The following is a 13325-nucleotide window of genomic DNA, read 5'->3' on the forward strand; positions in this document are numbered from 1 at the left end:
TGCCAACGCAACGGGCCAGTCAGATTCATGAGTTGTTGCCGCACCGCTGGCAACCACAAAGTCAAGCTCTTTGATTCTCAGCCACAGCCGCTGCGCTGTGGTCAAGATGGGTTCACAGCGCGCTTACTTACGAGAGCAGGAATTACCCTGTTTTCAATGTCCTGCCCACGGCTTACAGACACACGCACCACGTAACCGGGTGCCATGCGTAGCTTCAAACTGTTGTCAAAAGCTACGTTTTAGCTACGTACAAGAAATCAAATTGACTTCAAAGAACTCCGCTAGCAACGTTCGCTAGCTTGTCCACAAAATCCACAGGCCGAAGTCCCAGCGACCCCCTCAGCGTTTCAGACGCAGGGGGGTGGGAGCTGGGGTACCTGTGGAGGCTTGTGGTCAAGCGTTGATTGCGCAATCCACCATCTCGGGAGCGGAAGAATATTCTTATTCTTGCTTGACATAAGAATATTCTTGAGATATTCTTATCTCTTCTTAACTCAAGAATGGAATTCAAAGTGATATCAATCGACATTGATGATGAGGTTTTTTCTCATCTTGAAAAGCATGCCAAACCATATGTTGACACTCCCAACATGACGTTGCGGCGTTTGCTCGGCCTTACTGACGCACAAACGTTACCTACGCAATCTAATGCTGTAGTCGAAGTGGACCCCGACTTGGAGGCCTTGTACCTCCAAGCTAAGGCCTCCCTCGGTTCGACTAAAGCTTCCCTTGCTCGGACGAAGGCTCCAAAGGCTGATTTGAGATTATTAGTGAAGTCTGGCTACCTTAAGGACGGTGAAAAGTTGAGTTTTCTCGACTATCAAGGCAACGTAGTTCATAAATTCTCTGCTGTTGTTTCAGGCGGGGATCTGATCTACGGCGGACAACGGTATTCCATGAGCAACTTAGCCAAGGAACTCTTGGGCGAATTGGGCTTTTCGAGTACGTCGGTTAGAGGGCCAGCACACTGGGCGAACGAGTCTGGAAAATCTGTGAAGGATCTTTGGCAACTCAATCTTGACAAGACACACGAGAAGTGAAATCGCGTATCCCCCCGTTCATGTAATACGGGGGACCTTCAATACAAGAATGCATCATAGGTGCCTTCTTGCCTCATGGATACGCTCAACGAAAAGGGAAACAAACCATGACAGCTTGTTTCCCTCTGAATTGGGTGGTGGGAACTGAGAGATTCGAACTCTCGACCTACGGATTAAGAGTCCGCTGCTCTACCAGCTGAGCTAAGTTCCCTTGGATTCAGCGAAACAGTATTTGCTTCGTGAGTGGCAGAATTCTAGCAGAGCCATTTTCAGGCCAAACCCGGCAATTCCGGGGTAAAGAAGTGACCTTATGATCCGGAAAAGCGCACGACGCCGCTTCAAAACGATCACATCAACAAATGCTCACCCGCGTTGCTATTTAACAATGAGATGCTCAGCGATGAAACACCCTCTACTTGAAGGCCTGGGAGCAGACTACCCGACCTACCTTGAACAGCACCATGACCGTTTACTCATCAAGATCGACGAACTGTGGGATACACCAGAAATCGATGACTACCTGAGTGATCTTCTGATCGACAAGCGCGGGGGACGCAAGGGGTTTGCCCCTGATGCGGTAAAAGAGCTCAATGCCTTGCGGGAATACAGGATGCTGGAGACCTTCCTGGCGGTAGAGAGGAAAGAAATCGCGATCCAGGAATTGGAAAAGCGCGGTATTTTTCGCAGCAGAGCTGGTTTTTTAAGGGCGGTAGAAGATGGAGATGTGGAAGTCACCGATTTATTTATCCGGGCAAATTTTAATATCCACCAGACGGATGACAACGGTACGCCGCTGCTGCTTCTTGCTTTGAAGAAGGGTTTCACCATCATGGCAAAGATGCTTCTCAATGCGGGCGCGGACGTCAATGAAAAGGACAAACTGGGCCTGACGCCGCTGATGGTTGCGTGCGGTAAATCGACAGTTGGCTACAAGGACGTTGCCGAAATGCTGATCAGGAAAGGGGCGCACATCAACGTTCGTGACCCCATGGGCTACACGCCGCTGTTGTTGGCGCTCTCGGGAGGCACGATCGACATTGCGGAATTGCTCATCAATAGAGGCGCAGATATCACTGCCCGGACAAGGAAAGGCGACACGCCTCTGTCCCTGGCACAGAATGCGCAATGCGCCGAAATCGTCGATCTGTTGATAAGCAAGGGTGCAAAAAGCTGAAACGACCCTGAAGCAGGGCTTCAGGGAGGTGGACTACATCAACAAATGTTCACCCGCGTTGTCGCCGCCCAGGGTGACGTAATTGACCTTGCGGATGTCCATCAGGCTCTTGCCGCCTGAGTAGCTGATGGAGCTTTGCACGTCCTGTTCCATCTCGATCAGCGTGCCGGCCAGCTTGCCCTTGATGGGCTCCAGAATGCGCTTGCCCTCGACGTGCTTGTATTCGCCCTTGTTGAAGTCGCTGGCCGAGCCGTAATATTCCTTGTAGAGCTTGCCATCGACCTCTACCGTCTGGCCCGGGCTTTCCTCGTGGCCGGCAAACAGCGAGCCGATCATGACCATGGTGGCGCCAAAGCGGATGCTCTTGGCAATGTCGCCGTGGTCGCGAATGCCGCCGTCGGCAATGATGGGCTTGGTGGCCACGCGGGCGCACCATTTGACCGCGCTCAGTTGCCAACCTCCGGTGCCAAAGCCGGTCTTGAGCTTGGTGATGCAGACCTTGCCCGGGCCAATGCCGACCTTGGTGGCGTCGGCGCCCCAATTTTCCAGGTCGATCACCGCCTCGGGCGTGGCCACGTTGCCGGCAATGATGAAGGTGCCGGGAATTTTTTCGCGCAGATAGCCGATCATGGCTTTCACGTTGTCCGAGTGGCCGTGGGCAATGTCGATGGTGATGTATTCCGGCGCCAATCCCAGCGCCACCAGTTGATCGACCGTGTCGTAATCCGGCTTTTTAACGCCGAGGGAAATGGACGCGTACAGGCCGCGCGCCTTCATGGCTTTGACAAACTGCACGTTGTCCAGATCGAACCGGTGCATCACATAAAAGTAATTGTTTTGCGCCAGCCAGATGCAAATGTCCTCGCTCACCACGGTTTTCATGTTGGCGGGCACCACCGGAATGCGAAAGCGCTGCGGCCCGAGCTGCACGCTGGCGTCGCACTCAGAGCGGCTGTCCACGCGGCATTTGCGCGGCAGCAGCAGGATGTTGTCGTAGTCGAAGATTTCCATGGTCTGGCACCTGTTCAAAAAAAACCGGGCCGCAATTGCTTGGGCCCGGTGCTTGATTCTATCGAAGTCGGGGTGGCTTTCTACAATGCCTTCATGTTTTCAACCCCGACCCCACCCAGACCGCCCGATGCAGGCCTGCTGAACAACCTGAACCCCGAGCAACTGGCCGCTGTCACGCTGCCGGCCGAGCACGCGCTGATTCTGGCCGGGGCGGGTTCCGGCAAAACGCGGGTGCTCACCACGCGCATTGCCTGGCTGCTGCAAACCGGCCAGGTGTCGCCCGGCGGCATTCTGGCGGTCACGTTCACCAACAAAGCCGCCAAGGAGATGATGACGCGCCTGGCCGCCATGTTGCCGCTCAATGTGCGCGGCATGTGGATCGGCACCTTTCACGGCTTGTGCAATCGCTTTTTGCGCGCCCACTACAAGCTGGCGAACCTGCCGCAGAGCTTTCAGATTTTGGACATGCAAGACCAGTTGTCTTCCATCAAACGCCTGTACAAGCAGTTCGGCATCGATGACGAGCGCTTTCCGCCCAAGCCCATGCAGTGGTTCATTGGCGGCTGCAAGGAAGACGGTTTGCGCCCCAATATGGTGGAAGCACGCGACGACGAGACACGCAAAAAGATCGAGATTTACCAGCTTTACGAGGAACAATGCCAGCGCGAAGGCGTGGTCGATTTTGGCGAGCTGATGCTGCGCTCCTACGAATTGCTGCGCGACAACGATCCCATTCGTGAGCATTACCAGCGCCGCTTCAGGCACATTCTGATCGACGAGTTCCAGGACACCAACAAGCTGCAATACGCCTGGATCAAGATGCTGGCCGGCACCGGCGCCCACAGCACGGCAGATGGTGCGTTCCAGCCCACCGGCTGCGTGCTGGCCGTGGGGGATGATGACCAGAGCATTTACGCCTTTCGGGGTGCGCGCGTGGGCAACATGGCCGACTTTGTGCGCGAATTCGGCGTCAAGCACCAGATCAAGTTGGAGGAAAACTACCGCAGCGGCAGCAACATTCTGGATAGCGCCAACGCCCTGATCGGACACAACAGCAAGCGCCTGGGCAAAAACCTGCGCACCGCCCAGGGGCCGGGCGAGCCGGTGCGGGTGTTCGAGGCGCCCAGCGACTTTGCCGAGGCGCAGTGGATGGTGGACGAGATGAAGCAGTTGGTGCGCGAAGGCTATGAGCGCAAGGAAATTGCCGTGCTGTACCGCAGCAACGCGCAAAGCCGCGTGATCGAGACCGCGCTGTTCAACGCGGGCATGCCCTACAAGGTGTATGGCGGCCTGCGATTTTTTGAGCGCGCTGAAATCAAGAACGCGCTGGCCTACTTGCGCCTGTTGGAGAACCCGCGCGACGACACCAGCTTTTTGCGCGCCGTCAACTTTCCGCCGCGCGGCATCGGCATGCGCAGCCTGGAGCAGTTGCAGGATGTGGCGCGCGCCAGCGGCTGCTCGCTCAGCGATGCAGTCAGCGGCCTCGGTGGCAAGGCGGGCACCAAGATTGGCAGCTTTCTGGCGGGCATCGACGTGCTGCGCGAGCAGACGCAGGGCTTGAGCCTGCGCGAAACGATTGAACTCACGCTGGATCACAGTGGCCTGATCGACCACTACAAGGCCGACCGCGAAGGTGCTGACCGGGTGGAGAATTTGGAGGAGTTGGTCAATGCCGCCGAGAGTTTTGTCAGCATTGAAGGTTTTGGCCGCGACGCCGTGACGCTGCCGGTGGATGAATTGGGCCAGCCGCTCACTCAGTCGCCGGCCTCGCAAGGCTTGGATATGAGTCAGCCGGTGCAGGACATCCCCGCGCCCGATGCCGAGACCGGTGAAACCTTGTCACCGCTGGCGGCCTTTTTGACCCATGCCGCGCTGGAGGCGGGTGACAACCAGGCGCAGGCCGGGCAGGATGCCATTCAGCTCATGACGGTGCACGCCAGCAAGGGCCTGGAGTTTGACTGCGTGTTCATCACCGGCATCGAAGAAGGCCTGTTCCCGCACGAGAATTCCATGAACGACCGCGATGGCCTGGAGGAAGAACGCCGCCTGATGTACGTGGCTATCACGCGCGCCCGCAAGCGGCTGTATCTGAGCCACTCGCAGACCCGCATGCTGCACGGCCAGACGCGCTACAACCTGCGCAGCCGCTTTTTTGAAGAGCTGCCCGACGAGGCGCTGAAATGGATCACGCCCAGGCACCCGGGTTTTGGCAAGTCCGACAACTTTGCAGACGCCGTTTATTCAGGACGGCTCGGCACGGATTACTCACGCTTTTCAGCGCCAATCCCGAAACCTGTGGCGCAACCCAAGGCCGAGGCGCAAGGCAGCTTGCGCACCGGGCAAAAGGTGTTTCACGCCAAGTTTGGTGAAGGCACGGTGTTGTTGCTGGAAGGCAAGGGTGACGATGCGCGCGCGCAAATCAACTTCCCGCGCCACGGCGTCAAGTGGCTGGCGCTGTCGGTAGCCAAGCTTACGCCGGTGGATTGAGCTGGGTCTGATCTGGCCCGGGGGGAGTTTCAGGCTCGAAACAGTCGCGGTAGGTGAAATACAGCGAGGTGAAAAACATCGACGCCAGCAGCATCAGCGCCGGAAACAACATCATCCCTGACAGCGCCGGGTTGCCCGCCAGGGTGCCCAGCGTGCTGATGGCCAGAATGGTCACGACGATGGCGCCCATCCAGGCGAAGCCAAACCAGGTAAAGGCCCAGAAGTTGCGAAAACACGCCACGATGCTGAAAAACATGCTTTTCAGCGGTGGCAAGTCGTGCCAGAACACCAGGGCCGGGGCGTGCCAGAACATCAGCGACAGCGGCAAGTGCAGGCCAATGAAGACCCACATGGCCATTTGAAAGTCGGGTGACTGCAGCAGCTCCGCAGTGGGTGCGCTGCCACCCAGGTAAAGCCGGGCAAAGCCGCCGCCATCCACCAGGTACGACGCGCCCATGGCCAGCAGGAAGCCGGCCGCATACATTGCACCCAGCGCCAGCATGGCACGCACTTTGGCGGGGCCGGCGCGAAAGGCGGTAAACAGGATGAGAGGCATGGGGAACTTGCCCTGCGTGGCTTCACGGGTGGCCGCCATCAGCCCCAGCGTGGCCGCGGGCAGCAGCGTCATGGCCAGCGGCAGGCCGACGATCGGCAGCATGGTGACCACCGACATGAGCGCCATGAAGATGAAAAACAGCCCGGCCAGCGCCAGCGGCTGCTTGAAGAAGGTCTGCATGCCCAGCTTGACCCAGACGGCACCAGTGCGGGCGGGAACGAGCTTGAGCTTCATGCGAGCGCCTCCAGCGCCGGATAGTCCAGCTTTTGGTTGGCAAGGTGACGCAGCACGCGCTCGAAGTGAGCAGGGTCATGGGCTTGCAGCAGGCTGGCTTGGCGCGGCAGGTAAAAGTCCCACAGGCGAGACAGCCAGAAGCGCAAGGCGGCGGCGCGCAGCAGGGCCGGCAGCAGTTCTTTTTCTGCAACTTGCAGGGGTCGCACGCTGTCATAAGCCGCCAGGAATTGGTGGGCATTGGCCGCGTGGTGTGCGCCGCTGGCCTGGTCGATGCACCAGTCGTTGAGGCACACCGCCAGGTCGAACAGCCAGGTGTCATTCCCGGCAAAGTAAAAGTCAAAAAAGCCGCGCAAAACCGGCTGACCTGCCACCGTTTCGAACATCACGTTGTCGCGAAACAGATCGGCATGGATCGGGCCACGGGGCAGGGCGGCGTAGGCCGGCTGAGTTGCTACCTCGTTTTGGTAGGCCAGCTCCTGGGTGAGCAGGTTTTTCTGGCTGTCGGTCAGGTAGGGCAACACCACCGGCGTGGTCTCGTTCCACCAGTCCAGGCCGCGCAGGTTGGGCTGGCTCATGTCAAAGTCGCCCCCGGCCAGGTGCATGCGGGCCAGCATGGCGCCCACCTGGGCGCAGTGCGCCGGGCCGGGCTCAAGCTCCTTTTGGCCGCTTAACTTGTCAACCACGGCAGCGGGCTTGCCCTTGACCTCGAACACCAGCTCGCCCCGGGCGTTGGCATGCGGCTCCGGCACCACGATGCCGCGCTGCGCCAGGTGCTTCATCAGGCGCAAATAAAACGGCAATTGCTCGAACGTCAGGCGCTCGAACAGGGTCAGCACGTAGTCGTGGTGCTGGCCGTTTTTTAATGAGGAGACAAAATAATTGGTGTTCTCGATGCCGCCAGCGCAGCCTTGCAGATCCTGCAACTCGCCTAATTGAAGCTGCAACAGCAGCGCGCTGGCCTCAGCGAACGAGACTTCGGTATAGACCGCCATCGCTCAGAATCCCAGCACTTTCCAGGTGCGCTCACCCGTTTTGGGTGCCACCTGATAGGCCGGCATGTTGTTTTTGGGCTGCACCGAGATGCTTTGGGTTTCGCCGCCCACGCGGACCTCGTCAATGCGCGCGCCGGAATCTTCCACCTGGATGTGTTCGACGCGGGGTTGTGCCTTGGAAGGGGTGTCGGGCTGCACAGTCGCGCTGGCAGGGGACGCCGGGGTGGTGGCGATGGGGGTTTGGCTCCATGCCAGGCCGCAGGCCAGCAGGAGGGGTAGGACGGTGTAGGTTGAGCGCATCTTTTGATTGTAGAGAAAGCCAGGGGGCAAAGCGGTTGGCGGGCCGGGTGCAGGCAAAATGCCGACATGAACAACGCCCCCGCTAAAACCTTGCTGCTGGTCGATGGCTCCAGCTACCTGTACCGCGCCTTTCACGCCATGCCCGACCTGCGCGCCGTGCCGGGTGACCCCACCAGCAGCCCCACCGGAGCCATTCGCGGCATGATCAACATGCTGCAAAGCCTGCGCAAGGAAGTGCCGGCCCAATACGCCGCCTGTATCTTTGACGACAAAGGCCCCACTTTTCGTGATGATTTGTACCCGCAGTACAAGGCCCACCGCTCCCCCATGCCCGACGATTTGCGCAGCCAGATCGAGCCGATCCACGAAGTGGTGCGCCTGATGGGCTGGACGGTGCTGGCGGTGCCCGGCGTCGAGGCCGACGACGTCATCGGCACCTTGGCCGCCACGGCGGCAGAGCAGGGCATGCAGGTGATTGTGAGCAGCGGTGACAAGGACCTGGCGCAGCTGGTCAATGAGCGCATCACCATCATCGACACCATGAACGGGCGTGTGCGCGACGTGGCCGGCGTAGAGGCCGAATTCGGCGTGCCACCCAAGCTGATGGTGGACTACCAGACCCTGGTGGGCGACGCCATCGACAACGTGCCCGGTGTGCCCAAGGTGGGACCCAAGACTGCTGCCAAGTGGCTGCAGGAATACGGCTCGCTCGACGCCATCGTGGCGCAGGCCGATGCCATCAAGGGTGCGGTCGGTGAGAATTTAAGGCAGTCGCTTGGCTGGTTGCCCACCGGGCGCAAGCTGCTGACCATCAAGACCGACTGCAACCTGAAAGACTGGCTGCCTGATTTGCCCGACATGGACGACATTGCGGTGGGCAACATGAACACCGCGGCGCTGGCCGGGTTTTATGAAAAATACGGTTTCAAGGGGCTGGTGCGGGCGTTGGGGTCAGGAATTGGGGTCGGATCCACGCAGCGAAGCGGAGCTGGCTCTGACCCCAATTCCGTCGTAAACAACCGCGAACCCGGCCTGTTCGACGATCCGGAGCCTGCATCGGCTCCGGCGGCGCCACGCGTCAGCACGGTCAGCTACGACACCATCCTGACCTGGGACGCCCTTGACCACTGGCTGGCCAGGGTGCAGGCCGCCGAGTTGGTGGCGCTGGACACCGAGACCACCTCGCTCGACGAAATGCGCGCCCAAATTGTCGGCATCAGTTTCAGTGTGAAGCCGGGCGAGGCGGCTTACATTCCGCTGGCGCACGCCTATCCCGATGCGCCGGCGCAGTTGCCCCTGGCTGAGGTGCTGGCCCGGCTCAAGCCCTGGCTGGAGGATGCCACCCACAAGAAACTCGGCCAGCACGTCAAGTACGACCGCCATGTGTTCGCCAACCACGGCATCGAGGTGCAGGGCTATGCGCACGACACCATGCTGCAAAGCTACGTGCTCGAAGTCACCCGGCCGCATGGCCTGGCGAGCCTGGCCGAGCGCCATCTGGGGCGCAGCGGCATCAGTTTTGAAGACCTGTGCGGCAAGGGCGCCAGCCAGATTTGCTTCGACCAGGTCGATGTGGCCAAAGCCGCCGAGTACTCATGCGAAGACTCCGACATGACGCTCGACGTGCACCGCGTGTTGTGGCCACAGTTGCGGGCCAATGACAAGCTGCGTTTCATTTACGAGCTGGAAATTGCCAGCAGCGAAGCCTTGTACCGGATCGAGCGCAATGGCGTGCTGATCGACGCGCCCACGCTGGCGGCACAAAGTCACGAACTCGGTCAGCGCATTTTGCAGCTTGAGAAGGAGGCGCACGAACTTGCCGGCCAGCCCTTCAACCTGAGCAGCCCGAAGCAGATTGGCGAGATTTTTTTCACCAAGCTCGGTTTGCCAGTGGTCAAGAAGACCCCGACCGGCACGCCGAGCACCGACGACGAGGTGCTGCAAAAATTGGCCGAAGATTACCCGCTGCCCGCCAAGATTCTGGAGCACCGCAGCTTGTCCAAACTCAAGGGCACCTACACCGACAAGCTGGCGCAAATGGCGCATCCACGCACCGGCCGCGTGCACACCCACTATGCGCAGGCGGTGGCGGTGACCGGGCGCCTCAGCAGCAACGACCCCAACCTGCAGAACATCCCCGTGCGCACCCCCGAGGGGCGGCGCGTGCGCGAGGCCTTTGTGGCGCCACCGGGTTGTTTGATTGCCAGCGCCGACTACAGCCAGATCGAGTTGCGCATCATGGCGCACATCAGCGGCGACGCGGCACTGTTGCTGGCGTTTCACGACGGCATGGACGTGCACCGCGCCACCGCCGCTGAGATATTCGGCGTGGACACCGGCCAGGTCAGCAGCGAGCAGCGCCGTTACGCCAAGGTCATCAACTTCGGCCTGATCTATGGCATGAGCGCCTACGGACTGGCCAAGGCGCTGGGTATCGACAACACCGCAGCCAAAAACTACATCGAGCGCTATTTTGAACGCTACCCTGGCGTCAAGCACTACATGGACCAGACCCGGGCGCTGGCCAAGGCCCAGGGATATGTCGAGACCGTGTTCGGCCGCCGCCTGTACCTGCCCGAGATCAATTCGCCCAACGGGCCACGGCGCAGCGGCGCCGAGCGCGCCGCCATCAACGCCCCCATGCAGGGCACAGCGGCCGACCTGATCAAGCTGGCCATGGTCAAGGTGCAGCAGGTGATCGACGCCGAACAGCGCGCCACCAAAATGATCATGCAGGTGCACGATGAACTGGTGTTCGAGGTGCCCGAGTCAGAGGTGGACTGGGTGCGCCACGAGGTGCCGAAACTGATGGCTGGCGTGGCGCACCTCAAGGTGCCCTTGCTGGCTGAAGTGGGTGTGGGGCCGAACTGGGACAAGGCCCATTGAGCGTCTGTGCGGCACAGCACTAACCAGGGGAGAACTGGCGTGCTTAAATAGCTGGCGTGTTACACGCTTCGATGCCGTCGGCATCAAAGCTTGGATAAGGCGTTACAGAAAGAGGTGCTTCCATGAATTCAATCAAACTCGTCGGTGTTGTGCTCATCGTTTTGGGTGCCCTCGGGCTTCTTTATGGTGGCTTCAGCTACACCAAGGACACCACGGCGCTCAAAGTCGGGCCACTCGAGATGACCGTGCAGGAAAAGAAAACGGTCAATGTGCCGATGTGGGCCGGCATTGGCGCCATTGTGGTCGGTGGCGTCTTGCTGGTGATGGGCGGCAAGAAGGGCTAACCCTCAGTCCAGCATCAGCGTGCCCGGGCACTCCAGGTAGCCGCGCACTTGCTGGATGAATTCAGCCGCGTTCATGCCGTCCACCACCCGGTGGTCGAATGAGCTTGACAGGTTCATCATCTTGCGCGCCACCACCAGGCCACTCTTGAGCATGGGCCGCTCGACGATGCGGTTCGGGCCGACGATGGCCACTTCGGGGTGGTTGATGACGGGGGTATGGGCAATGCCAGCCAGTGGCCCGAGACTGGTCACGGTGATGGTCGAGCCGCTCAGTTCCTCGCGCGCCGCCTTGCCGTTGCGGGCGGCTTCTGCCAGACGCAATATTTCGGCGGCACAAGCCCATAAGTCGAGCGTTTCGGCGTGCCGGATCACGGGCACCATCAGGCCACCGCTGGTTTGCGTGGCCAGCCCCAGATGCACAGCGGCAAAGCGCGTCACGACAGCGGCTTCGTCGTCGTAGCGGGCGTTGACTTGCGGGTGCTGGCGCACCGCCAGCACGATGGCACGGATCAGAAACGGCAGCAGCGTGAGCCTGCCGCGGCTGGTGCCATACCGGGTGTTCAGGCGCGCGCGCAGGTCTTCGAGCTCGGTCACGTCGATTTCTTCAACGTAGGTGAAATGCGGAATGCGGCGCTTGGCCTCCTGCATTTTTTGCGCAATCTTGCGGCGCAGGCCGATCACGGGGATGACTTCTTCCGCCGTGCGCTGGGCGTAGCGCTGGTCGCTGGCCGCGTTGACTTGGCTTGCGCCGCCGCGCTGCGCATGCGCATCCAGGTCGGCCTGTGTGATGCGCCCGGCCGGGCCGGTTCCCTTGACGCTGGCCAACTCAATGCCGAGTTCACAGGCGCGGTGGCGCACCGCGGGCGCGGCGATGGGCTTGTCGCTGACCGACGCATCAAGGCGCGGGGCAGCCTGGACGGCCGCCCTCGCCATGACGGCATGAGCCGACCTTGATGCTGGCGCAGGTGCGGGCGTGGGCGTCATTGCGAGGCCGTCAGGCCGTGGCAATCCAATGCCGGCGGCGTCAAGCACCTCGATGTGGATGATTTCGGTGCCCACGGCCACCACTTGGCCCACGGCCACATCCAGCGACAGCACGGTGCCCGCCACGTGCGACGGAATCTCGACCGTCGCCTTGTCGGTCATCACGTCGGCCAGAATCTGGTCCTCGGCCACGCTATCACCCACCTGCACATGCCAGGCCACCAGTTCGACCTCGGCAATGCCTTCGCCGATATCGGGCATCTTGATGGTTTGTGTTGTCATGTCAGGCCTCCATCACGCGTTGCAGGGCGGCACCGACGCGCGCCGGACCCGGGAAATACGACCACTCCTGGGCATGCGGGTAGGGCGTGTCCCAGCCCGTCACACGCTCGATGGGGGCTTCGAGTTGGTAGAAACAATGCTCCTGAATCAGCGCGGCGAGCTCCGCACCCAGTCCGTTGGTGCGTGTGGCTTCGTGCACGATGACGCAGCGGCCGGTTTTCTTGACCGAGCGAATGAGCGTGTCCAGGTCCAGCGGCCACAGGCTGCGCAGGTCGATCACTTCGGCATCGACCCCCGACTCGTCAGCCGCGGCCTCGGCCACATGCACCATGGTGCCGTAGGCGATCACGGTCACCGCCGTGCCGGGCCGGGTGATGCGGGCGCTGTCGAGCGGCACGGTGTAATAACCTTCAGGCACGTTGCCCAGTGGGTGTTTGCTCCAGGGCACCACCGGGCGCTCGTGGTGGCCATCGAACGGGCCGTTGTAGAGCCGCTTGGGCTCCAGGAAAATGACAGGGTCGTTGTTCTCGATCGAGGCGATCAGCAGGCCCTTGGCGTCATAGGGGTTGGACGGCATCACGGTGCGCAGGCCGCAGACCTGGGTGAACATGGCCTCGGGGCTCTGGCTGTGCGTCTGGCCACCGTAAATGCCGCCGCCGCAGGGCATGCGAATGGTGATGGGGCAGGTAAAGTCGCCCGCCGAGCGGTAGCGCAGCCGTGCCGCCTCGGACACGATCTGGTCGGTGGCCGGATAGACATAGTCGGCAAACTGGATTTCGACCACCGGGCGCAGGCCGTAAGCGCCCATGCCGACCGCCGTGCCGACAATGCCGCCCTCGGAGATGGGGGCATCGAACACGCGCTGCTTGCCGTGTTTTTGCTGCAGGCCCTCGGTGCAGCGAAAGACGCCGCCAAAGTAGCCGACGTCCTGGCCATAGACCACCACATTGGGGTCGCGGGTCAGCATCACGTCCATTGCCGAGCGCAGCGCCTGGATCATGGTCATGGGTGTCATGGTGTTGGTGTCGCTCATGA

11 protein-coding genes and 1 tRNA gene are annotated in these 13325 nt (G+C 60.7%); 5 read left to right on the top strand and 7 right to left on the bottom strand.

Annotated elements, in window-relative coordinates; all coding sequences use genetic code 11:
* Window positions 1-500: 500 nt before the first annotated feature.
* Entirely contained in the window at window positions 501-1040 is a 540-nt protein-coding gene (locus PHF15_RS05125) for a hypothetical protein (protein WP_300119489.1), read from the top strand.
* A gap of 135 nt (window positions 1041-1175) precedes the next feature.
* On the opposite strand, the gene PHF15_RS05130 is transcribed toward PHF15_RS05125, so the two are convergent.
* Window positions 1176-1251: transfer RNA gene (locus PHF15_RS05130), tRNA-Lys, on the bottom strand.
* A 189-nt stretch (window positions 1252-1440) separates the two neighbouring features.
* Here PHF15_RS05130 and PHF15_RS05135 point away from each other — a divergent pair.
* Window positions 1441-2214 carry an ankyrin repeat domain-containing protein gene (locus PHF15_RS05135; RefSeq protein WP_300119490.1) on the top strand — a complete coding sequence of 258 codons (774 nt, stop codon included), beginning with the start codon at window positions 1441-1443 and terminating at the stop codon, window positions 2212-2214.
* Window positions 2215-2247: 33 nt separating this feature from the next.
* Here PHF15_RS05135 and PHF15_RS05140 read toward each other — a convergent pair whose 3' ends face one another.
* Window positions 2248-3225: a GMP reductase gene (locus PHF15_RS05140; RefSeq protein ID WP_300119491.1), complete on the bottom strand. Its 978-nt coding sequence runs from the start codon at window positions 3223-3225 to the stop codon at window positions 2248-2250.
* 93 nt (window positions 3226-3318) lie between these two features.
* On the opposite strand from PHF15_RS05140, the gene PHF15_RS05145 reads away from it, so the two are divergent.
* Window positions 3319-5712 (top strand): UvrD-helicase domain-containing protein, encoded by a 2394-nt coding sequence (locus PHF15_RS05145; protein WP_300119492.1) that lies wholly within the window; start codon window positions 3319-3321, stop codon window positions 5710-5712.
* On the opposite strand, the gene PHF15_RS05150 is transcribed toward PHF15_RS05145, so the two are convergent.
* From PHF15_RS05150 to PHF15_RS05160, 3 genes are read right to left on the bottom strand one after another with little or no spacing between them, the layout of a single operon-like run.
* The gene (locus tag PHF15_RS05150; protein WP_300119494.1) at window positions 5696-6502 is read right to left on the bottom strand and encodes a BPSS1780 family membrane protein; all 807 of its coding nucleotides are present in this window, start codon (window positions 6500-6502) and stop codon (window positions 5696-5698) included. The genes PHF15_RS05145 and PHF15_RS05150 overlap by 17 nt on opposite strands.
* The gene (locus tag PHF15_RS05155) at window positions 6499-7494 is read right to left on the bottom strand and encodes a homoserine kinase (RefSeq protein ID WP_300119496.1); all 996 of its coding nucleotides are present in this window, start codon (window positions 7492-7494) and stop codon (window positions 6499-6501) included. The genes PHF15_RS05150 and PHF15_RS05155 overlap by 4 nt, the downstream gene beginning before the upstream one ends.
* Window positions 7495-7497: 3 nt before the next feature.
* Entirely contained in the window at window positions 7498-7794 is a 297-nt protein-coding gene (locus tag PHF15_RS05160) for a hypothetical protein (protein WP_300119498.1), read from the bottom strand.
* A gap of 66 nt (window positions 7795-7860) precedes the next feature.
* Here PHF15_RS05160 and polA point away from each other — a divergent pair, with 66 nt between their 5' ends.
* Together polA and PHF15_RS05170 are read left to right on the top strand one after the other, a co-directional pair.
* Window positions 7861-10680, top strand: coding sequence for a DNA polymerase I (polA, locus tag PHF15_RS05165; protein ID WP_300119500.1), 2820 nt, complete (start codon window positions 7861-7863; stop codon window positions 10678-10680).
* A gap of 122 nt (window positions 10681-10802) precedes the next feature.
* A complete protein-coding gene (locus PHF15_RS05170; RefSeq protein ID WP_300119501.1) occupies window positions 10803-11024 on the top strand; it encodes a hypothetical protein in 222 nt (73 codons plus the stop codon).
* Window positions 11025-11027: 3 nt separating this feature from the next.
* On the opposite strand, the gene PHF15_RS05175 is transcribed toward PHF15_RS05170, so the two are convergent.
* Window positions 11028-12290, bottom strand: coding sequence for a dihydrolipoamide acetyltransferase family protein (locus PHF15_RS05175; protein ID WP_300119502.1), 1263 nt, complete (start codon window positions 12288-12290; stop codon window positions 11028-11030).
* Between the two features lies 1 nt (window position 12291).
* Window positions 12292-13323: an alpha-ketoacid dehydrogenase subunit beta gene (locus PHF15_RS05180; RefSeq protein WP_300119503.1), complete on the bottom strand. Its 1032-nt coding sequence runs from the start codon at window positions 13321-13323 to the stop codon at window positions 12292-12294.
* Window positions 13324-13325 lie beyond the last annotated feature (2 nt).

It is taken from the genome of Rhodoferax sp. (genome assembly GCF_028689295.1).
GTDB lineage: Bacteria > Pseudomonadota > Gammaproteobacteria > Burkholderiales > Burkholderiaceae_C > Rhodoferax.